The following is a 21,982-nucleotide window of genomic DNA, read 5'->3' as shown; positions in this document are numbered from 1 at the left end:
ACGCTGAGCGGCGTGCCGGTGCTCGGCGCGCTGCTGTCGGCCCCGTCAGTCGCGCGGCCCGCCCGCGCAGGTGCCGCCGACGGTCAGGCCGGCCTCGTGCGCGAGGACGGCGGCGGCCGCCCGGTTGGCCACCCCGAGCCGGGCCAGGACGGAGCTCACATGGGCCTTCACGGTGCCCTCCACCACGCCGATCCGGCGGGCGATCTGGCCGTTGGACAACCCGGCGGCGACCAGCGCCAGCACGTCGCGTTCCCGGGGGGTCAGCGCGGCCACCTGATCCCGGGCGGCGGTCCGGCGGTCGGCCGACCCGCCCGCCCCGCCGGCGGCCAGGTGGGCGACCACCCGGGCGGCCACCTTGGGTGACAGGTAGGCGGCTCCGTCCGCGACCGCCCGCACCCCGGCGATCAGCTCCTCGGGTTCGCCGGATTTGATCAGGAACCCGTTGGCGCCGCCACCGAGTGCCCGCAGGATGTAGTCGTCCTCGCCGAAGGTGGTCAGCATGACGATCCCGGCGGCGGCGCCGGCCCGGCGGATCTCGGCGGCCGCGGTGATGCCGTCGGTACCGGGCATCCTGATGTCCAGCACGACGACGTCCGGCCGGTGGCGCAGGACCAGGTCGACGGCCGCGCGACCGTCCCCGGCCTCCGCGACGATCTCGATGCCGGGGTCGGTGGCGAGCACCGCGCGCACGCCGGCCCGCACCATCGGCTCGTCGTCGGCGATCACCACGCGGATCCGTGCCGCGCCCTCGGCCCGCTCCTGGCCGCTCATCCGGCGGTCACGAGATCAGCGCGTCCACGGAGATCAGCACATCCCCCTGGAAGCAGAGCCGATAGGCATCCCCGGAGCGGTCGTTGTTGAACGGTTCGGCCGTGATCGCGTAGTACTCGCACGTCACTCCTTCTCCCCGGGGCGGCGGGCTCTTCTCCGACGAATGGTACGGATACTGACGCTCCGGCAGGAATCGCTGCACTGTGGCCCGGTCCTGGCCGACCCGCAGCGAGGCGTAGTCCGCCGGGTCCAGTACGGCGCGGCCGGTGGTGTAGATCGTCCATCCGCGAAGGACGGCGGTCAGCACCAACGCGGTGGCCAGCGGCACCAGGACGACCGCGGCCATCATCCGGCCCACCCGGTGGCGGGTGCGGTGCAGTTCACGGGCCGGGGACACGGTGGTGGGCCCGGGCGCCGGTTCGGCGCCGGCGCCGGCGCCCGGGAGTTGCGCGGAGACCTCGAAACCGCCGCCGTCGGCGCGGACCCCCTGGTTGAAGGTGCCGCCCGCCAGTCTGACGCGCTCGGCCAGGCCGATCAGTCCTCGGCCGCCTGCGCCCTGCGGAGCCGCCGGCCCGGTCGGTGACGGGCCGGTCGGTGACGGGCCGTTGGCCACTCGGATGCGGGCGCCGTCCGACGTGTAGGCGAGTTCCACCGTGACGGGTGCCCGCGGAGCGTGCTTGGCCGCGTTGGTCAGCGCCTCCTGGACCACCCGGAACGCGGCGTGTTCGGCCGCGCGCGGCAGGCCGTCCGGCTCCCCGGTGACGGTCAGCCGGACGTCCAGACCGGCCGCGACCGCCTCCCCGACAAGCTGGGGGACGCCGGTGTCGGCCGGACGGGCCGCCGCCTCGTCCCGCTCGTCCCGCAGGATTCCGATCACCTCGCCCAGACGCTCCACGGCCGCCGCCACACCCGCCCGGATCTCCCGCGCCGCCTCCCGATGCGGTGGCGCCAGGTCGGGCGCCAGCTTCAGCGCACCGGCCCGCAGGGCGATCAGGCTGAGGTCGTGGCCGAGGGCGTCGTGCATGTCCTGCGCGATTCTGGCCCGCTCGCGCAGCCGGGCCTGCTCCGCCACCAGTTGCTGTTCGCGCTCCAGCCGCTCGGCCCGTTCCCAGCCGGCCCGCACCAGCTCCTGCGACTGCCGCCAGAACCGGCCCACCATCCAGGGCCCCATCCCGGCGCAGACTGCCAGGGACACGAACGACGTCCCCGGCGCCATCCACTCGGGTATCAGCACCGCCGCCGCTACACCCCCGACGACCATCCCGGTCAGCACCACCAGCGCCGGCCGGGCCCGCTCCATCCGTCGGCCGGCCAGGAACGCCGCCGCGATCGCGGCCAGCACCCACCAGATGTCGACCAGGCACAACCCGATCGCAACCGCCGCCACCGCCAACAGCCCGCCGTCGGCCCACTGCCGTCTACTCATTCGCACAGGCACGACAGTACGGAGGGACGGGAGCGGACGGATCTGCCGAAAGTCATGCCCCGCGCCGCACAGGAAGTCGGCGGGTCCGACTTCCTGTGCGCGGCCAGTGGTGCGCAGCGCGGGGGCGCCCAGGGCGGACCGTGCACCTGGCGGCAGTGCCCAGGGCGGGCCGCCTTTGGGCGAGCGGGTCAGGAGCCGGGGGCGTAGGGGTTGCCGACCGGCCAGGGGGTGGCGCGGGGGTCGGGCGGCTGGGGGTTGTTGGTGGTGCGGTGCGGCTGCAGTTGGTCCAGGCTCTGCCGGAGACGGCGCACGGCCTGGTGGTGCGGACCGTCGCGGCGCTCCCGGTCGAAGAGCAGTTGCAGCAGCCACTGCCAGGCGCCCTCGGCGTCGCCGCCCGCCGCGAGCAGCAGACCGATCCGCTCGCGGAGGTCGAGCGCCCGCTCCGCGTCGGCGTCCAGCCCCGCGTCTAGGCGCGCGGTGTGGGCGGCGAGCAGCGCCCGGTACTCGGCGAGGGCCTCCGCGCCGTGGCCGAGCTGTTCGAGGCAGTCCGCCGCGCGGTAGCGGTGCTCCAGTCCCTGTGGCCCGTGCGGGCCTCCGTCGGCGGTGACCGCGAGGATCCGGTACTCGGGGAGCGCGTTCCGGTAGCGGCGCTCCTGGAGCAGCGTGCGGGCGTAGATGGTCCGGATGGTGCGGACGAGCGGTGCTCCGTCGCCGAGTTCCGCCTGGGCCCGGGGCAGCAGACGGGCCGCGAGGTCGAGCACCTCGGCGTGGCGTCCGGCGTCGACCAGGTCGGAGAGCCGGGCGCAGGCCGCCGCCAGATCCGGGGCGGAGGGCGCGTACACGGGCGTGGAGGCAGGGGCAGGGGTGGGGGTGGGGGCCGCGGTCGGCGGCGCGATCGGGACGGCCGTCATCAGCAGCGGCTGCGGCTCCACGCGCGCAGCCGCGGGCGCGGGTTGGGCGACGGGCTGCCGGGGCGTCGGGGCGGGCGCGGGCGCGGGGACCGGTACGGGGAGGGCGGGGTCCAGCGGGCGGGGCTGCGGCTGGTGCGGGTGGCGGTACGGGCGGGCGGGATCGGGCAGCGGGCCGTACCGGGGTTGCGGGGCCGCCTCGGCGGGCGGAAGCAGCGGAAGCAACCGCCCGTAGACCTGCTGGGCGTCGGCCGGGCGCTCGGCCGGCTGCTTGGCTAGTAGGTCCAGGACCAGCCGTTCGAGAGCCTCGGGCACCTCGGGGCGCAGCTCGCGCAGGGGCGTCGGCGGCTCGTCGACGTGTCGGCGCAGCACGCCGAGGGCGGTGGGCGCGCGGAACGGCTCCTCACCGGCGAGCATCTCGTGCAGCAGACAGCCGAGGGCGTAGAGGTCGCTGCGCGGATCGGCGGTCGCGGCCAGGGCTTGCTCGGGCGCCATGTAGGCGGGGCTGCCGATCGGGACGCCGGTGAGGGTGAGGCGGGTCGCATCGGTGTCGAGAGCGGTGGCGATGCCGAGGTCGAGCAGGACGGTCCGGCCGTCGTCACGGACCATCACGTTGCTGGGCTTCAGGTCGCGGTGGACCACGGGCACGGCGTGCACGGCGGCGAGGGCGCCGCAGAGCTGGGCGGCGACGGCGACCGCGCGCTCGACCGGCAGGGGCGAGTCCTCGGCGATCAGGTCGGCGAGGCTGAGGCCGGGGACGCGCTGCATGACCAGGTACAGCTCGCCGCCGTCCTCCCCGGCGTCGAAGACGGTGACCAGGCCGGGGTGGTCCAGGGCGGCGGTGATCCGGCACTCCCGCAGGAAGCGGCGGCGCAGCTCGTCGCCCCGACTGCCGCGCTCGGGGCTCTCGTCGGCGGGCAGGAGGAGCTCGGGGCGGAGCAGTTTGACGGCGACGGGGCGGTCGAGCCGCTCGTCGTAGCCGCCCCAGACCTGGCCCATGCCGCCGTGGCCGATCTTCTCGGCCAGGCGGTAGCGGCCGCCGATCACCCGGGAGCCGGTCGGCCCGGCACCGCTCGGGCCGGCGGCACTGACCGGTCCGGCGGTCACTGCCGGCCTTCGCGGGCCTGACGGCGCAGCAGTTCGCCCAGCTCACGCAGGTCGTCGGCGGGCGCGGGGGCTGCAGCGGGCGGCGTAGCGGGAGGCGCAGCGGCGGGCGGTGCGGAGGGTATGGCGGTGTGGGGCATGGGCATGGGCGTCGGGCCGGGGGTGGCATAGCCGGGCGCCGGGGAGTACGGCATGGCGGGGGCGGTCTGCGCGTAGGGCGAGGCGGCCGGCGGGTAGTACGCGGGTGCTGCGGGCAGCAAGGTCGGCTGCGGTCGGGCGGCGTTCCAGAGGGTTCGGCTGTCCATCAACAGGTAGTGCAGCGGGGCGCCGAACCACATCAGCAGCATCGCCGTCATGCCCGCGGTGTCCGCGGTGACCGCGCTCTTGTCGTTTCCCGCCACCCCGGCGCCGACCAGGTAGGTGAGGAACAGTCCGGCGAACACCACCGCGCCCAGGATGTCGAACCAGCGCCGCCGCCGGATCGCCAGCAGCAGCGAGGGGATCATGCCGAGCAGACCGACCGTCACCACCGGGGTGACGGCGCACAGCACCTTGCCGAGCACGCCGTACGGGCCGGCGGCCATCCCCGGACGCAGTGGCCGGGCGGCGGGCACGGGGCCAGGCGGTGGAAGGTGACCGGCCATGGGCATCGGGGCGGTCGGCTGTGCCGCATTCGGTATCCCGCCGGGGAAGGCGCCACCAGGAACCGCGCCACCGGGCGGCGGTCCGAACTGCCCGGGGTACTGCCCTGACATGTGCGCTCCTGAGCGGGTGAGAACGGTGGTCTGCCGGAGTACGGAGGAACCCAGCACACCGTACCGCCCGAGGCCGACGCGCTGGAGGGCTTCTCTCCGGGAGGGCGGCCTGCTGAGAACACGTCCCGGGTGACGGACTGTCCGGGTGGGGCACCCGGAGGGGCGCTGGCGGGAAGGAATATGTAGACCGGTCGAGACGGGAAGGGAATATGTCGACCGGTCTACATAGATGGAACCGCTGGACCGGTCTACATATTTGCCGTCACGCGACCGGCCAGGGCGTGGGCACAGCCTGGGGATTATGTGGACCGGTCTATAGAGAAGAGATAGGTCGACCGGTCTACATATTTGCTCGCCCCGCCCGCCTGCCGGTATCCGGCGGGCGGGCGGGGCGGACGCGCGGCGGGCACGACAGCCAGGGCGGAAGCGGCAGGCGGGCCAGGGCAGGCAGCGGCAGGCGGGGCGGGCGGGGCAGGCGGGAACGGCGGGCGGGGTGGACGCGGCAGGATCCGGCCCCGCGTCCGGCGGGCCCGGCCTGACACGGCGAGCCTGGCCGGGGCCCAGAGGAGGTCGGCAGAGCGGCCCCAATTGCCGTGGACCCGTCGCCCGGTCAGGCTCCGGACCGAATCCGGTCTACACCTGGTCGGACCAGGTCGCGCCCCAAGCCCGGCCCCGAGGAGCGAGCTCGGGCCCGGCACCGATCCGGCCCGGAGGAACGAGCTCAGGCCCCGGGGTGTGCCTCAGGAATGGGGAGAGTCCCCGTGGCGAGGCCGTCGGTGAGGGACTGCGCGAGGCCGTGCGCGAGTGCGGCGGCCTGCTGGAGGGTCGCGTCGAAGGTGGCGATCCGGGCGAAGGCCTCGCCGAGTCGGCGTTGGTCGGCGATCGGGAGGCGGGGCAGTTCGACCCGGCGGATGTCGAGGCGCGCGGTCGTGGTCGCGTGGCTGGCGGCCCGTCGCGTGCTCGCCGTGGAGCGGAGCTGGCCCGCCAGGAACTCGGGGTCGACCGCATCGAGGTCGGGCCGCAGCAGGTGCAGTTGGCGGCCGAGCGCAGCACCCACGAGCGGGCCGTCGACCTGGACGACCCGGGCCACGCCACCGCCCAGCGCGGGGACCAGCACGTCACCGGGCCGGGTCCGGACGCCGGACGCCGGGCCGGCGGCACCGCCCGGGTCGGGGGTCCCGCTCGGCGCGCCCCCGGCGATCAGGTCCTGATCCGTCAGAACGGTCACCCCCGGGCCGGTGCCAGCACCGGAGCCCGACGAGTACACCTCCAGCACCCCACTGCGGACCAGCTCCCCCACCGTGATGACCGGGGCCACCGCCGCGGTCGGCGGGACCACGGCGGGCGGCTCGGACGCCTCGGACGCCTCGGACGGCTCCGGCAGCAGACTGTCGGGCGCGGCCAGACCTGCCAGCAGCTCCGTCAACCGGCCACTCAGGTGGGCCAGTTCGGCGACTCCGCCGGCCGCGCCGGCGGGCGGGATGTGGCGGGCGGGCGAGAGGTCGGTCTCGTCGTCGAGCAGGTCGATCGCGGCCATCACCCGGTGCACGCCGGGCCGGTCGTCCGGCAGTGGCAGGCCCTCGCGCGCCGCGAGGTCGAAGGCGCGCCAGGCATCCAGGACGGTCCGGCGCAGTTCGGGCCAGTCGACCCGGTCGCGCCCACCCTCCCCGGACGAGCCGGTCAAGCCGGAGGAGCCGGGAGGGCCGGGCAACGCAGACGATCCGGCAGGCGAGACGGCAGCCGAGGAGGACGCGTCGAGCAGCAGGACCTGCCGGAAGTCCTCCCCCGGCCGGGGCGCGCGCAGCACCCACAGGTGCAGCGGCACCCCGTACGGCGGCGCGGCGCCGGCCGGGAGCGCGATCACGGCGCGCAGCGCGCCGGAGCGCAGCAGTTCGGCGCGCACCCGGCGCCCGGCCCGGCGGCCGGCGACGGCAGGCGGCAGCAGGAGGGCGGCGAGCCCGCCGGGGCCGGTCCGGGCCAGGCAGTGCAGCACCCAGGCGAGTTCGGACTCCCCGCGCGGCGGCACCTGGCCGCCGGGCCAGCGCGGGTCGAACTGCAACTGGTCGTGCCCCCAGTCCCGTTCGTTGTACGGCGGCTGGCAGAGCACGGCCTCGAAGGTGCGACCGGAGTAGGCGTCGGCGCGCAGCGAGTCGCCGCCGCGCAGGTCGAGCGGGAGCGGCCCGGGGTCGGCGGCGGGGGCGTGCAGGGCGAGCCGGAGGAGAGCGAGCGCGCTGGTCACGGGGTCGGCGTCCTGCCCGTAGCGGCCGGTGGTCGACGGGAGGGCGAGCAGTACGGCGCCGAGGCCGGTGGCGGGGTCGAGCACCGTGGCGGGGACGCCGGCCACGGCGGCGAGCAGTTCGGCGGCCTCGGGCGGGGTGGGGCTGAGCTGCCGGGTGTTGGCCTCGGCGTAGCGGGTGAGCAGTTGCTCGTACGCGCCCGCGGCTCCGGCGCCCGCGGCCAGTTCGGCGAGCAGGCGCGCCAGGTCCAACTGGGTGCTGCCGAGCAGGCCGGACAGCTGGAGCGCGGCGGCGCCCTCCGCCCCGAGGGTCTGCACCGCCACACCGGACAGCGCCCGGGGCAGCGCGGTGGCGAGGCGGGTGTCGGGTTCGGCGGTGAGCGCGGGCCAGCGGTCCGGCTCGCGGTGCAGCAGCAGGAGGACGGCGCCGGCCTGAAGCAGCGGCGCAGCCGGGTGGCCGGCGGGGTCGCGCAGGGTCTCGACCAGCCGCCAGGTCCGCTCCAGCAGCGGCAGTTCGGCGATCTTTCCCTGCCCGCGCAGCCAGGCGTCCACCTCGGTGAGCGCGAAGGTCGGGCTGCTGTCGGTACCGCCGACCGGGCGCGGGAAGTCCGGGTGGCGGCGACGCCAGTTGCTGACGGCGGCCCGCCCCACCCCTGCCAGCCGGGCGATCTCCACTGCGGTCACCTCGGAACGGTCCGGCATTGGGGGGCTCCTTCGGCGCACGGCGGGTGTGACCACACAGCATAGCCAGCGCACCCCTCGCCCCCGTTCACACGTGAACAGAGACGTTCCCCGAATCAGTGTTGACATCGTTCACAGTCGATGATGTGATTCTCTCCATCGAGGCCGCACCAACCGGCCACACCGAACGGCCGCACCAACCGGCCGAACCGAGACCGGGCGCCAAGCCCGAGAAACCGGAGAACCCCATGTCCGCCACCACCACCCGCCGCCGCACCGCCGCCCTCCTGCTGGGCGCCGCGCTGGTCACGCTCACCGCGACCGCCTGCAACTCGACCGCCGGCACCACCGTCTCCACGGAGGCCAAGCAGACCGCCCCCGCCGACAGCCCGGCCGGCACCACCGCCGCCAAGCCCGCCGAGAGCAAGCCCGCCGACGCCCCGAAGGCGGCGGCCAAGGTGGGCGACACCATCGCGCTCAAGGGCATGGACAAGGGCCTCACCGCCGACATCACCACGGTGAAGGTGGTCGACCCGGCCGAGAGCGCGAACGAGTACCTCAAGCCGGAGGCCGGCAAGCGCTACGTCGCCGTCCAGTTCCAGATCAAGGCCACCGGCACGCAGGCCTACAGCGAGATGCCGTGGAGCAGCGCCAAGGTGGTCGACACCCAGGGCCAGTCGTACGGGCCGAGCCTCGCCGACACCAAGGCCGGCCCGACCTTCCAGACGCCCACCAACATCGCCGCCGGCGAGACGGGCAAGGGCTTCGTCACCTTCGAGATCCCGACCGACGCCAAGCTCGACAAGGTGCAGTTCGCCCTGGACAACGGCTTCTCCAACCAGGTCGGCCAGTGGAAGATCGGCTGACTGCTCCGTTCACAGCCGACGCCACCCGCACCGCCCGCAACACCAGACACCGCCCGCACCAGGCACCGCCGACAGAACCAGGCGCCACCAGAACCGCCAGCACCACCCGCACCGGCCACACACGCGAAACAGCGGTCTCAGGCACCGTCGCCTGAGACCGCCGCTCACCCGGGGAGCCGGGGGAAGCCCGGGGAACCGGGGAACCCGGAAGCCCCGCCCGCTACGCCCGCTCCCCCGCTACACCAACGCCCCCGCTACTTCTTCGCCCCCGCCAGATCGTCGAACATCGCCGACAGGAACTCCCGGCACCAGCCGAGCAGTTCACGCCCGACCAGCGGCTTGCCGCCGATCCGGCCGGTGCTCGGCCGGGGCACCAGCAGCTGCTGGGTGGTGGCCTTCACCTGGCTGCGCGGGTAGAGCCGGTTCAGCCGCAGCTGCTGCGACTCGCGCAGGTCCACCGGCCCGAACCGGACGTTGGAGCCCTGCAGCGTGATGTCCGAGATGCCGCAGCGACGTGCGTACAACCGCAGCGCCGCCACCAGCAGCAGGTTCTCCACGGCCTCCGGCAACTTGCCGTAGCGGTCGACGAGTTCGTCCCGGACCTGCGTGATGTCCTGCTCCGAGTTGACCGCCGCGATCGAGCGGTACGCCTGCAGCCGCAGCCGCTCGCCCGGCGCGTAGTCGTGCGGCACGTGGGCGTCCACCGGAAGCTCGATCTTCACCTCCAGCGGCTCCTCCTCGGGCGCACCGCCACCGCCGGCCAGCGACTCGCGGAACTCCGCCACCGCCTCGCCGACCATCCGCATGTAGAGGTCGAACCCGACCCCGGCGATGTGCCCGGACTGCTCGCCGCCGAGCAGGTTGCCCGCACCGCGGATCTCCAGGTCCTTCATCGCCACGTACATACCGGCACCCATCTCGGTGTGCTGGGCGATGGTGGCGAGCCGCTCGTGCGCCGTCTCGGTCAGCGGCTTCTCCGGCGGGTACAGCATGTAGGCGTACCCGCGCTCCCGCCCGCGGCCCACCCGGCCGCGCAGCTGGTGCAGCTGGGAGAGGCCGAAGGTGTCACCACGCTCGACGATCAGGGTGTTGGCGTTGGAGATGTCGATGCCCGACTCCACGATCGTGGTCGACACCAGGACGTCGAACTCCTTCTCCCAGAAGTCGACGACCACCTTCTCCAGCGCGGTCTCCCCCATCTGCCCGTGCGCGGTGGCGACCCGCGCCTCGGGGACGAGGTCCTTCAGCCGGGCCGCCGCCTTGTCGATCGACTCCACCCGGTTGTGGATGTAGAACACCTGGCCCTCGCGCAGGAGTTCACGCCGGATCGCGGCCGAGATCTGCTTCTCGTCGTACGGTCCGACGAAGGTCAGCACCGGGTGGCGCTCCTCCGGCGGGGTGGTGATGGTGGACATCTCGCGGATCCCGGTGACGGCCATCTCCAGGGTGCGCGGGATCGGCGTCGCCGACATGGTCAGCACGTCCACGTTGGCCCGCAGCTTCTTCAGCTGCTCCTTGTGCTCGACGCCGAACCGCTGCTCCTCGTCGACGATGACCAGGCCCAGGTCCTTGAAGCGGGTCTCCGAGGAGAACAGCCGGTGGGTGCCGATGACGACGTCCACCGAGCCCTCGAACAGGCCCTCCAGCACGGCCTTCGCCTCGCTGTCGGACTGGAAGCGGGACAGCGCCTTCACCGTCACCGGGAAGTTGGCATACCGCTCGGCGAAGGTCGAGAAGTGCTGCTGCACCAGCAGCGTGGTCGGCACCAGGACGGCCACCTGCTTGCCGTCCTGCACCGCCTTGAACGCCGCCCGCACCGCGATCTCGGTCTTGCCGTAGCCGACGTCGCCGCAGATCAGCCGGTCCATCGGGACGGACTTCTCCATGTCCGACTTGACCTCGGCGATCGTGGTCAGCTGGTCGGGCGTCTCCGCGTAGGGGAAGGCGTCCTCCAGCTCGCGCTGCCAGGGGGTGTCCGGGCCGAAGGTGTGGCCGGGGGCGGCCATCCGGGCCGAGTACAGCTTGATCAGGTCGGCGGCGATCTCCTTGACCGCCTTCTTGGCCCGCTGCTTGGTCTTGGCCCAGTCCGCGCCGCCGAGCCGGTGCAGCGTCGGGGCCTCGCCGCCGACGTACTTGGTGACCTGGTCCAGCTGGTCGGTCGGCACGAACAGCCGGTCGCCGGGGTGGCCCCGCTTGGCGGGCGCGTACTCCAGCACCAGGTACTCGCGGGTCGCGCCCTGCACGGTGCGCTGCACCATCTCGACGTACCTGCCGACGCCGTGCGCCTCGTGGACGACGAAGTCGCCGGCGGCCAGCACCAGCGGGTCGATCGCGTTGCGGCGCCGGGACGGCATCCGCCGCATGTCCTTGGTGGAGGACTTCTGGCCGGACAGGTCGGTCTCGGTGATGACGGTCAGCTTCAGCGCCTCGTCCACGAAGCCGTGCTCGATCGAGCCGCAGGAGACGTAGACGACGTCCCGGGTCGGCGCCTCGGCGAGGTCGGCGACGAGCCGGGCCGGGATGCCCTCGTTGCCGAGCACCTCGGCCAGCCGGGAGGCCGGTCCGTGGCCCTCCGTCACCATGACGACCCGCCAGTCGGCGGCCAGCCGCTCCTTGGCGTCGGCGATCGCCCGCGCGGTGTCGCCCCGGTACGCCTCGACGGCGTGCATGCCCAGCGTCAGGGTGTTGGCGTCGAACTCCAGCACCTCGTGGACGGCGGACTCGCTGGTGGCGAACGGGCTGACCGACCACCAGGGCAGCCCGATCTCGGCGGCGTGCTCACGGACGTCGGCGAGCGAGCGGAGCGAGGCGGCGGAGACGTCGATGGCCTCCAGGTCGATCGGCCGGTCCCCGCCGGACGCGGCCGCGACCCAGGAGGCGTGCAGGAACTCCTGGCTGGTCGCCACCAGGTCGGCGGCCCGGGTGCGGACCCGCTCGGGGTCGCAGACCACGGTGACCGAGCCGAGCGGCAGCACGTCCAGCAGCAGCTCCATGTCGTCCACCAGGACGGGCGCCAGCGACTCCATACCCTCGACCGCGATGCCCTCGGCGATCTTGTCCAGGATCTCGGCCAGCCCGGGGTGTTCGGCCGCCAGCTCGGCGGCCCGGGCCCGGACCTCGTCGGTCAGCAGCAGCTCGCGGCAGGGCGGCGCCCACAGTCCGTGCTCGGCGATCTCCAGCGAGCGCTGGTCGGCCACCTTGAAGTAGCGGATCTCCTCGACGTCGTCGCCCCAGAACTCCACCCGCAGCGGGTGCTCCTCGGTCGGCGGGAAGACGTCCAGGATGCCGCCGCGCACCGCGAACTCGCCGCGCTTCTCGACCAGTTCGACACGGGCGTAGGCGGCCGCGGCCAGTCGTCGGGCCACCGCGTCCAGGTCGTGCGACTCGCCCCGCCGGACGGCCACCGGCTCCAGCTCGGCCAGCCCCTTCACCTGCGGCTGGAGCACCGAGCGGACCGGCGCCACGACCACCTGGACCGGGCCCGCCGCCGGGTCGTCCGCCCGCGGGTGCACGATCCGGCGCAGCACGGCCAGCCGGCGGCCGACCGTGTCCGAGCGCGGCGAGAGCCGCTCGTGCGGCAGGGTCTCCCAGGCCGGGTACTCCGCGACCGAGTCCGTCGGCAGCAGCGAGCGCAGCGAGGCGGCGAGGTCCTCCGCCTCCCGGCCGGTCGCCGTGACCGCCAGCACCGGGCGGCCGCGCTCGCCGGCCGCCTGTCCGGCGAGCGCACGGGCCAGCGCGGCGATGGCGAACGGCCGGGCGGCGGGCGGGCCGACCAGGTCCAGGTGGCGGCGGCCACCGGCGGCGGTGGCGGTCGCGGCCTCGATCGCCTCGGCGAGGGCCGCGTCCCGCGCGACGACATCGAGCAGTCCGGTCAGGCTCATCTGGAGTCTCTTCTTCGTCCCGTGGCTGGTGCTGCCCCCGGGCGGCGAAGGCCCGCCAGGGCAACGCGAACGGCCCGGCACGCCGAGCGGCCGGGGGTCTCAAGCGTACGCCGCGGCGCCGACGGCCACGCGGCGCACGGGCCCGGCGGGGCCGATGCGCGGACGAAGGACCGGCCCCCACCCGGGCAACAGGGCTCCGTGATCTGCCACGAACTGGACATACTCCTGTCACTGGCCGTCCATGGAGATCGCGCACCATGGTGAATGTGCCCGCCGCACCCAACCGTGGGGGATGGCTGCGGAGGGGCACAGTCGCACACCCGATGGGGGTCGGGAGTGCGAGGCCGGGCGACCCTGGGTGGGGGCGCCCGCCCAAGCGCCGGGAACCGTGGCGCCCCTTCCTGGGGGGCGCCACGGGTCTCGGCCTCCTTTGTCCGCGCGCCCGGTCCTTCCCGCGCCCCACCTCATCCCCTTCTCCCGTACGAAGCCCTGTGCAGCCCTTCCCCGTGCACCCCTCCCGCCCCTCCGCTGCGGGCCCAGCCGCTTTCCCCGGCGCCCTCTTTGCCGAAAACCCACGCGGCCCGGCCCCGCTCCCTACCCTGTTGTGAAGACCGTGTGGGGGCGCCCCGGAGGGGCCTGGTGGGCGTCGCGATGGAGGGGGTTCTTCGTCATGCGCGTTGTCATCGCAGGTCAGGGGTATGTGGGGCTGCCACTGGCGGTCCGGGCAGCCGAGGTCGGGCACCAGGTGGTCGGCTACGACGTGGACGAGCGCCGGATCAAAAGGCTGGCGGTCGGCGAGTCGTACGTCGAGGACATCCCCGCCGAGCGGCTGCGGCCGCTGCTGGAGAGCGGGGCCTATCTGCCGTCCGCCGAGCCGGGGGACGTGGCGGGCTTCGACATCGCCGTGATCACCGTGCCGACGCCGCTGCGCGACGGGGCGCCCGACCTGTCGTACATCGAGGCCTCCGCCCGGCTGCTCTCCCAGCACCTGCGGCCGGGGGCGACGGTGGTGCTGGAGTCGACGACCTACCCGGGCACCACCGAGGAGCTGCTCGCACCGCTGCTGGAGGATGGTTCGGGGCTGACCGCCGGCCGGGACTTCCACCTCGGCTACAGCCCCGAGCGGATCGACCCGGGCAACCCGACCTGGCGGCTGGAGAACACCCCGAAGGTGGTCTCCGGTATCGACCCGGCCGCACTGGCCGCGGTCGAGGGCTTCTACGGGCAGCTGGTCGAGCGAACGGTCCCGGTGTCCTCCTGCAAGGAGGCCGAGCTGACCAAGCTGCTGGAGAACACCTTCCGGCATGTGAACATCGCACTGGTCAACGAGCTGGCGATGTTCGCGCACGACCTCGGCATCGACGTCTGGGAGGCGATCGACGCCGCCTCGACCAAGCCGTTCGGCTATCTGCGCTTCACCCCGGGGCCGGGCGTCGGCGGCCACTGCCTGCCGATCGACCCCTCCTACCTGTCCTGGCGGGTCGAGCGCGCGCTCGGCCAGTCGTTCCGGTTCGTGGAGCTGGCCAACGACGTGAACAGCCACATGCCCGACTACGTGGTGCGGCGGCTGGCGGAGGCGCTGAACGAGCGGCAGCGCTCGGTGAAGGGCTCCCGGGTGCTGCTGCTCGGGCTCGCGTACAAGAAGAACACCGGCGACGCCCGGGAGACCCCGGCCGCCCGGGTCGCCGAACTGCTGACCCGGATGGGCGCCGAGGTCCGGGCCGCCGACCCGCACGTGGTGGTCGGGGTGCACGTCCCCGAGCCGGTGATCCCCGGCCAGCGCGCCGCCGAGCAGGACCGGCACGGCGACCCGTTCGCGGCCGTCCGCCGGGTGGAGGCGACCCCCGAGGAGCTGGCGGCCGCGGACGCGGTGGTGCTGCTCGCCGACCACGACGAGTTCGACTACGAAGCCGTCACCACGCACGCCCGGTACGTCCTGGACTGCCGCCGCCGGCTCTCGGGCGCCACGGTGGAGGTGCTGTAACCCCCGCAGCCCCGGTCGCGAACACCCTCGCCAACACGTCGCACAAGGCCCTCGGAAGACTCCGCGGAACGCGGTGCCGGGCGTCCGCACCCGCCCGGCACCGCGAAGCGCGGAAGGCGCCCGGCTACCAGCGGGAGAGGTTGATGTCGTACATCATCACCTCGTACCCCTGGTTGCCGTTGAAGTCGTACTGCTCCCAGTTGAAGACCGTCCAGGAGCCGAGGCCGCCGCCGAGATAGGTGACGACCCGGTTGTTCCCGGCGTCGATACGGTCGACGTTGTAGACGCGGACCGACATCCAGCCGTCATTGGCAAAGCACAGTTTGCTGCTGTAGCCGTAGTTGTACACCTTTGCGTAATCGCTGCGGTTTCCGCAGTCGACCCGGTTCACGGCATTGGCATCGGCCACCGGTATCAGCGCGGCCGCGGCGGCGGTCAGGACGGCGAGGACCCCGGCCCTGCCCATCCGCGCATTTCTCGGACCACGGTCGGTGCGGGGATCTGTGCGGCGAATCATGGAACCCCTCCATCGGCAACGGTTTGCGACTCCAGAGGCTGACACGGCGACCCGCCGCCGAACAGCTTCTTTCCGGCCAAGCAGGAAAGCGGATCCCCCGTCCCGACCGTCCGCAGGCGGAATGCGCTAGGGTCCGGACATCCTTGCCGCGCTTGAGGATCGGAGCACTGGATTGGCACGCCCACCCCGTTTCGGCCGATTCGCCGCGATATTCCTGGCCGCCGCTTTACCGCCTTTCGCCGCAGGCTGCTCAAGCGCCGCTAGCGGACCTTCGGAATCCGCATTGACGCCGCCCGCAATCACCACCACGAAAGCACCGGAGTCCGGGCGCGCCGGAATGACCGGACTGCCGCTCTCCGCTTATCAGGCCGACGACCTGAGCGCGGTGAAGGAGATTCAGGTCAGGAATACGCTGGTCGTCTCCTGCATGCGGCGGGCCGGATTCGCCTCGTTCGACGGCGACGGGCTCCAGCCCGCCCAGGCCCCGGACAACGCGACGGCGCTGCCGTCCGGCGCCTGGGGGTACCTGGGGCCCGAGGTCGCGGCCGTCCAGGGGTTCCACCCGCCGCAGCGGACCGCGCCCCGGCAGCCGGCGCCGCCCCAGGAGGCCTCCGAGGCGTTCGACGGTGCCCGGGTCGACTGCGACCGGCAGGCGGCCGAGCGGCTGGGCTCGCCGCCCTCCGCCGGCGCCGAACTGATCGGCCGGCTGTTCGACGAGTCGATCCAGGCAACCGGGCGGGACGGCCGGGTGGTCGCGGCGACCAAGGGGTGGTCGGACTGCATGGGCGCGGCGGGCTTCCAGGCGACTGATCCGGCGGCGCTGCCGGAGCGGTTCCGGGCCGGGCGGGAGATCACCCCGGCCGAGCTGGCCACGGCCCGCGCCGACGCCGAGTGCACCGCCGGGAGCAACCTGGCGGGGATCTGGTTCGCCGTCCTGGCCGGGTACCAGCGGCAGCAGATCGACCGCAACGCGCAGGCCCTGAACGCCCAGCGGGAGGCGGTCAGGGCCCAGGACGCGAAGCTCTCGCAGCTGCTCGCGGGGGACGGCTCCTGAGCACCCGCCCAGGAGCCGTCCAGGAGCCGTCCGACGGTCGCGGCCGTCGGCCGCCGTCCGTCAGTGGCGCTTGTTGTAGCTCACCGTGTTCGGGGTGGCGTAGTCGCTGCCGTCGTCCACGATCACGATCTTCGGGATGATCCGGGTCTCCTCCTCCGGCTGCCGCGCCGCGGCCGGAACGCCCGCACCGCCCGCCGGGACGCCCGCACCCGAGGCGGAGGAACCGCTCGGCGGCGAGGCCGGCCGCGGCGGCACTCCGGGCACGCCCGCGGCAGGGGCCGGAGCCGAGGCCGGGACGGGCACGGACGGCACAACCGGTCCGGGCGTGACCGGGCCGGTGGAGACGGGCCCGGTGGCGACCGGAGGGTTCGCAACGGGCGAGGTGGCAACAGGTCCGGAGGAGACCGGGCCGGTGGCGACCGGAGCCGGGGTGACCGGAAGCACCGCCGTCGCCGCCTCCGTGACCACGCCGACCGCGCCGCCACCCGTACCGGCCCCGGCACCCGTACCGGCACCCGCTGCGGCGACCTCCTTGCGCAGGTTGGCCACCGCGATCTCCCCGGTGTCCGCCTCCGAGTCCACCGCCGGAGCGTCCTGCGGCGCTCCCCGCGGCACGTCCTGCGGAGCGGCGGCCTGCGCGGCCGCCGCCTCGACGGGCTCGGCGGGCTCGGCGGGCTCGATCGCGCCCACCGCCGCGCCGGTGAGCGAGGCGAGGGTGCCCTTGATGTGGTCGAGGTGCTGCTGCACCGTCTCCTGCCGGGCCGCGAACGCGACCTGCTCGCGCTCGCTCTCCGCGTTGACCACCTCGGCCTCGCGCCGGGCCTGCTCGACCAGCTGGTCGGCCCGGGCCTGCGCCTCGGCGTCCGCCTGCTTGATCCGCCCGAGCACCGTCTCCCGGTACTGCTCGGCCTCCTTGAGCCGGCGCTCGGCGGTCGCCGCGATCGCGGAGTCCTCGGCGTCCGCCTTCGCCTCGGCGGCCGCGAATGCCTCGTCGGCGTTGCGGCGCAGCTCGGCCAGCTTGGCCTCGGCCTGCTCGGACGCCTCCGCCGCGGCGACCCGCACCTTGGCGGCGTGCGCGGTGGCGGCGTCCCGGGTGGTGCGGATGTCCCGGTCCGCCTCGGCCCGGATCGCCTCCGCCTCGGCCCTGGTCCGCTCGTCGGTGCGCCGGGCGGCCTGGTCGGCCTCGGAGCGGGTGGTGGCGGCGTACTCCTTTGCGGCCCGGGCCAGTGCCTGCCCGGCCTCGTACACCTCGTCCCGGGTGTCCTCGGCGTGCCGCTCGGCGGCGTCCCGGACGGCCCTGGCCTCGTTCTCGGCCATCTTGGCGAGCCCGGCGGCCTGCTCGCTGAGCACCTCGTAGTCCGGTTCCGGGGCGTCGGCGGCGGCCTGGCGGACCTCTTCCAGGCGTCGCTCCATCTCCCGGATCCCGGCGCCGAGAATGCTCAGCCGTTCCCAGGACTCGTCGCGTTGGGCGGTCAGCGCGGCGAGCGCTCGGTCTACCTGCTCGGGCGCGTAACCGCGCCGGGCAGCGGTGAAGCCGTACTGGGGGACGGCATCGCTCATGGGCTCTTCCCCTCGGGTCGCGGGCTGCGGAGCCCATGATCGGACGGAACGGACGGACTGGGAACCCGATCGGAGACCGGGTCTGGATTCCGACGGAGTGCGGATCGGAACATGTCGAGGAATGGACGAGTAGACCCATCCTCTTGACCTATTTTGCGCAGATCGTGGCGAAACCCCAACGAGGCAGAGCCGCGACGGCATGCCGAAGGGGTCGCCCCGGACACCGGAACGACCCCTTCCACCTGCGCGGATCCGTGCCGGTCCGCTACAGCAGGCCGTCCCAGAACTGCTCCAGCAGGACGGCCCACCACGTGTCCGAGGACTGGAGGGCCGCCGGGTCGATCGCGGCGAGCTGGGCCTGGAAGTCGGTCGTCCAGCGACCGGCCTGGTCAGGAGTCAGCCCGTACCGCAGCCGCCACATCCGGCCCAGCAGGGCCATCGCGCGGACGAACTCCGGTACACCGCTGTTGACGAAGCGCGGCGGCTCGCCGGTTCCGTCGACGTCCACCGCGACCACGTGCGCTGTGCCGTACTGCACACACAGCTGGCGGCCGTAGTCGTTGCCGAGCACCAGGTACCCGCCGAAGTCCGGTCCGCCGGGCAGGCCGCGCTCCGCGGCCAGCTCGGCGAGCGTCGGGATCGGGCGCCCCTCCTGGGCCTGCGCCCAGAAGAACGGCCCGAACTCGCGCGGCAGCCCCGCCCACATCAGGGTCTGGGCCACCGGCTCGGGGACGCCCTGCCGGGAGACCGCGCGCTGCTCGAAGTGGAACACGTTCGGGCCGAAGGCCTGACCGAGCTCCTGCGCGAGCTGCTGCGGCGCGATCGGCGGCAGCGGCGGGACGGTCCCGGGGGCGGGCAGCGGCACCCGGAACGGGCGGACCCGCTGGGCGCCGGAGGCCAGCTGGTGCAGCTCGTCCAGGTGGTCGAGCAGCTGGGCCATGCCGGCCTGCCGGGAGTGGTGGTCGCGGCCGTAGTCGGCGGTGTGGGTGAGCCGGACGTTCGGCCAGGAGACGGCGATCATCCGGTTGCAGTAGCCGCCCGGCAGGTCGCAGGACTCCAGCTCGGTGTAGAGCTCCAGCACCTGCTCCGGCGGCACGTTCAGCCGCCGCAGGTCCTGGAGGATCTTCCACTCGGGGTGCGGGGTGCCGGGCTCGCTGCGGTGCAGCAGCTTCTGCTCGGAGCCGTCCGGGCCCCGGTAGCTGAGTGCCGCGAAGTAGCCCGGGCCGACCGCGGGCACGCCGGGCGGCACCGGGGCGCCCTGCGGCGGACCGGGGACGGGCGCGGGCGGGGCGGACGCCGGGGCGGGGGCGCTCGGCGAGGCCGCGCCGGGGTAGCCGTAGCCGGCCGCCGGGGCGCCGGGGCCGGGCGGCGGCGGGACGGCCGGACCGCCGGACGGCGGGGTGCCGGGGTCGGCGGGCGCGCCCCCGAGGGAGCCCAGGTCGATCGCGCCGGCCAGCTGGGTGCGCTCGTACGCCAGACCGGCGGCGGGCGCACCGGGCGCACCGGGGGCGGCGGGGGCGGGCGGCGGCGGGCCGTCCGTGCCGCGCAGACCCGCCGGGGGCGGGGGCGGCGGAGTACCGGCCGCACCGCGACCGCCCGTTCCATGGGCGGCCGGACCGGCGCCCGGGCTCTGCCGGAGCTCGCCCGGCGGGGGCGGCGGCGGGGCTCCGCCGGGGTTGCGGCCGAGTCCGACGGGGGCGGCGGACGGACCGGACGAGCCGCCGCGCAGGCCGGCGGGCGGCGGGGGCGGCGGGGCTCCGCCCGGGTTGCGGCCGAGCCCGCCCTGCGGCGCGTCGGGCGCGGGCGCGGCGGGGGCACCGGGACCGCCGGGGGCACCGGGCAGACCCATCAGTCCGGGCAGGCCGTCGGGCGAGGCCAGCATGGTCGGGGCGTGCTCCACGGCCGGACCACCGGGCGCACCCGGCCCGGGGGTACCCGGAGCACCGGGCAGACCGGCCAGTCCGGGCAGCCCGTCCGGCGGCGCCAGCATGGTCGGGGCGTGCTCCATCGCCGAGGCGGCCGGAGCCCCCGGAGCGCCGGGGACACCCGGAGCACCCGGAGCAGCAGGCGGCGCGGTCGGGACACCGGGCGCACCCGGCAGGCCCGCCAGTCCGGGCAGCCCGTCCGGCGGCGCCAGCAGGGTCGGCGCGGGCTCGGCCGCCGGAGCGGCCGGCGGCGGCACCGGGGCCATGCCGTAGCCGCCCTCGGGCAGCAGCACGGTGGCCGCTTCGGCACCGGGCGCGGGCGTGCCCGGCAGACCGGCGCCGTTGGTCCGCAGGCCGTCCGGCAGCAGGACGGTCGCCGCCTCGGCACCGGGCGCGGGCGCCGGGGCGGGCGGAGCGGCCGGAGCCTCGGCCGGCGGCGCCCCGAACGGGACCGCGGGCGCGGCGGGCGGAACGGGCGCGGCGGGCGGCGGGAAGGCCGGCTGGTCGTGCCCGGGGGGCGGGGCGAGCATGGTCGGCGCGTCCCCGGCAGGCCGCTCGGAGACCGGCGGCGTGGTCAGCACGGCAGGCGCGGGCACCGGCGCAGGCGCAGGCGCGGGCGCAGGCGCAGGCACGGGCGCCGGAGAAGGCGCGGGTGAAGGCGCAGCCGCGGCCTCCGGAGCCGGAGCCGCTCCCAGCCGCTCCGCCTCGGCCGCGATCGCCGCGGCACCGGCCTCCTGGAGCCACTGCGGCGGACTGAGCAGGAAGGAGGTCGCCTCGACCGGCCCGGGTGCGGGCTTCGCCGCACCCGCCGGGTTGGCCGCGACCGGTCGGCCGTAGACCTCCTCGTACTGCCGGACCACCTCGTTGACCGGCAGGGCCGGCCAGAGCGTGCTGGCACCGGAGTCCCGGGCGATCACCAGCCGCGCCTCACCGGAGGCGCCGTCGTCCGCGGCGCCGTCGGCCGGCTGGACCGCCCAGCAGACGAAGCCCAGGTCGAACTCCCGGACCCGCACCTCGCGCTGTTGCGAACGCGGTACCCCGCCGTTGATCCACTCGTCGGCGAGCTCCTGCGCCTGCGCGTACGTCACCACGCCCGGTTCACCCCTGTCCCCTTCGTCCCCGCTCGATCTCCCACGACCACGACCACGACCACGGCCCCGGGCTCAGCCCCGGGCTCAGCCCCGGCCTCAGTCCCGGCCGGAGCCGCGACCCCGGCCGTACCCGGCGCCGCGACCGGCACCGCGGCCCTCACCGCCACCGACACCGCGTCAGCCCACCGGCACGGCGCGGGCGAACCCGCCGTCCACCATCAGCTCCGCGACCGTCTCCAGCTCCGGCGGGCTGCCGGCCAGCCGGAGCAGGAAGGCGTCGAAGTCCTCGCCGCACGGCAGCAGCAGCCGGGCGACCCGGTCCTCCGGGGCCTCGGACCCACCGGAGTCGCGGGCGTCGTCGTAGAGGCAGAACCAGACCGAGCCGGTCTGCTCGCCACGCACCTTGATCGCCACGATGCCGCCCTGGGCGTAGGCGATGCCGAGGTAGTCCTTGGTGAAGTGGTCGCGCAGGCACTTGTTGGCGTACACCAGGTCCTCGGTGCCGTACTCCTCGCTGAGGGTGAGGAACGGCTGGTCGAGCAGCATCCCGAGCTCGGTGTCGAGCGCCACCCCCACGGGGGCGCGGCCGCCGCCGAGCTTGAGGAAGGTCCGGTAGGCGCCGGGCAGCCGGTAGCCGAGGCGCTCCTCGGCGCGCTGCACGAGGTCCTCGGGCACGCCGATCGGGTCGCTGCCGTCCAGGGCGAGCTGGAAGTGCACCGGCCGCTTCTCCTGGAGCGGACGGGTGCCGCGCCGGCCGTGGTCGGCGGAGGAGGTGGCCAGGCCGCCGTGGTGCCGCAGCAGGGCCTTCACCTCGACCGGGACGAGCTCCATCCGGCGCCAGCCGGGTGCGGCCCGTCCGACCACGTGGTGCCAGGTCCAGCCGGGCGGGGTGGCGACGGCGGTCTCCAGGTCGGCCCAGAGCGGATGGCCCTGGGTGAACAGCGCCGCGTTGGCCGAGACGTAGTCGGTCAGCCGGAGCTCGTCGACGCCGAAGCCGTCCGGCGGGTCGGCGACCTCGGCCGCCGCGGCCGCGTACGAGCCGAAGTCGGGGTGGCCGTACTCGTCCACCCTGACCCCCGCGGGGTGTCGCTCCGCGCGGACCGGGTCCGGGAACTGCACCACCTGACCTGCGTACGCCGCGTTTGGCGCGGCGACGACGCCGGGCCGACCTGTCGTCATCTGGGAGCCCCCACTGGCTGCTGCACACTCTCCCGCGCTCATGC

The 21,982-nt window shown here is 74.7% G+C and carries 13 protein-coding genes; 3 read left to right on the top strand and 10 right to left on the bottom strand.

Going from position 1 to position 21,982, the window contains the following annotated elements; all coding sequences use genetic code 11:
- Positions 1–45 precede the first annotated feature (45 nt).
- The 5 genes from ACGFZP_RS04835 to ACGFZP_RS04815 form a co-directional block, all read right to left on the bottom strand.
- The gene (locus ACGFZP_RS04835) at positions 46–771 is read right to left on the bottom strand and encodes a response regulator (protein WP_392928617.1); all 726 of its coding nucleotides are present in this window, start codon (positions 769–771) and stop codon (positions 46–48) included.
- A gap of 7 nt (positions 772–778) precedes the next feature.
- Positions 779–2,197 carry a sensor histidine kinase gene (locus ACGFZP_RS04830; RefSeq protein ID WP_392928616.1) on the bottom strand — a complete coding sequence of 473 codons (1,419 nt, stop codon included), beginning with the start codon at positions 2,195–2,197 and terminating at the stop codon, positions 779–781.
- Positions 2,198–2,385: 188 nt separating this feature from the next.
- Positions 2,386–4,212, bottom strand: a complete 1,827-nt coding sequence (locus ACGFZP_RS04825; protein WP_392928614.1) for a protein kinase — start codon at positions 4,210–4,212, stop codon at positions 2,386–2,388.
- Positions 4,209–4,793: a hypothetical protein gene (locus ACGFZP_RS04820; protein WP_392928612.1), complete on the bottom strand. Its 585-nt coding sequence runs from the start codon at positions 4,791–4,793 to the stop codon at positions 4,209–4,211. The genes ACGFZP_RS04825 and ACGFZP_RS04820 overlap by 4 nt, the downstream gene beginning before the upstream one ends.
- A gap of 892 nt (positions 4,794–5,685) precedes the next feature.
- Positions 5,686–7,902: an N-6 DNA methylase gene (locus tag ACGFZP_RS04815; RefSeq protein ID WP_392928610.1), complete on the bottom strand. Its 2,217-nt coding sequence runs from the start codon at positions 7,900–7,902 to the stop codon at positions 5,686–5,688.
- A gap of 227 nt (positions 7,903–8,129) precedes the next feature.
- On the opposite strand from ACGFZP_RS04815, the gene ACGFZP_RS04810 reads away from it, so the two are divergent.
- Complete coding sequence (locus ACGFZP_RS04810) at positions 8,130–8,747, top strand: DUF4352 domain-containing protein (protein WP_392928608.1); 618 nt, start codon at positions 8,130–8,132, stop codon at positions 8,745–8,747.
- 254 nt (positions 8,748–9,001) lie between these two features.
- On the opposite strand, the gene mfd is transcribed toward ACGFZP_RS04810, so the two are convergent.
- The gene (gene mfd / locus ACGFZP_RS04805; RefSeq protein ID WP_392928606.1) at positions 9,002–12,628 is read right to left on the bottom strand and encodes a transcription-repair coupling factor; all 3,627 of its coding nucleotides are present in this window, start codon (positions 12,626–12,628) and stop codon (positions 9,002–9,004) included.
- Between the two features lie 670 nt (positions 12,629–13,298).
- On the opposite strand from mfd, the gene ACGFZP_RS04800 reads away from it, so the two are divergent.
- Positions 13,299–14,612 carry a nucleotide sugar dehydrogenase gene (locus tag ACGFZP_RS04800; RefSeq protein WP_392928605.1) on the top strand — a complete coding sequence of 438 codons (1,314 nt, stop codon included), beginning with the start codon at positions 13,299–13,301 and terminating at the stop codon, positions 14,610–14,612.
- A 124-nt stretch (positions 14,613–14,736) separates the two neighbouring features.
- Here the strand turns inward: ACGFZP_RS04800 and ACGFZP_RS04795 are convergent, their stop codons facing one another.
- Positions 14,737–15,078 carry a beta/gamma crystallin domain-containing protein gene (locus ACGFZP_RS04795; RefSeq protein ID WP_392928603.1) on the bottom strand — a complete coding sequence of 114 codons (342 nt, stop codon included), beginning with the start codon at positions 15,076–15,078 and terminating at the stop codon, positions 14,737–14,739.
- 388 nt (positions 15,079–15,466) lie between these two features.
- Here ACGFZP_RS04795 and ACGFZP_RS04790 point away from each other — a divergent pair, with 388 nt between their 5' ends.
- Positions 15,467–16,183, top strand: a complete 717-nt coding sequence (locus tag ACGFZP_RS04790) for a hypothetical protein (RefSeq protein WP_392928602.1) — start codon at positions 15,467–15,469, stop codon at positions 16,181–16,183.
- 60 nt (positions 16,184–16,243) lie between these two features.
- Here the strand turns inward: ACGFZP_RS04790 and ACGFZP_RS04785 are convergent, their stop codons facing one another.
- The 3 genes from ACGFZP_RS04785 to ACGFZP_RS04775 form a co-directional block, all read right to left on the bottom strand.
- Positions 16,244–17,743: a hypothetical protein gene (locus ACGFZP_RS04785; RefSeq protein WP_392928600.1), complete on the bottom strand. Its 1,500-nt coding sequence runs from the start codon at positions 17,741–17,743 to the stop codon at positions 16,244–16,246.
- 265 nt (positions 17,744–18,008) lie between these two features.
- Entirely contained in the window at positions 18,009–20,759 is a 2,751-nt protein-coding gene (locus ACGFZP_RS04780) for an SUKH-4 family immunity protein (RefSeq protein WP_392928598.1), read from the bottom strand.
- A gap of 177 nt (positions 20,760–20,936) precedes the next feature.
- On the bottom strand, positions 20,937–21,938 hold the full coding sequence (locus tag ACGFZP_RS04775) for an SMI1/KNR4 family protein (RefSeq protein WP_392928596.1): 1,002 nt from the start codon (positions 21,936–21,938) through the stop codon (positions 20,937–20,939).
- Positions 21,939–21,982 lie beyond the last annotated feature (44 nt).

It is taken from the genome of Kitasatospora sp. NPDC048239, from assembly GCF_043202015.1.
GTDB lineage: Bacteria > Actinomycetota > Actinomycetes > Streptomycetales > Streptomycetaceae > Kitasatospora.
The sequence above is the reverse complement of the archived record's forward strand: the minus strand, read 5'-3'. Positions and strand labels throughout refer to the sequence as shown.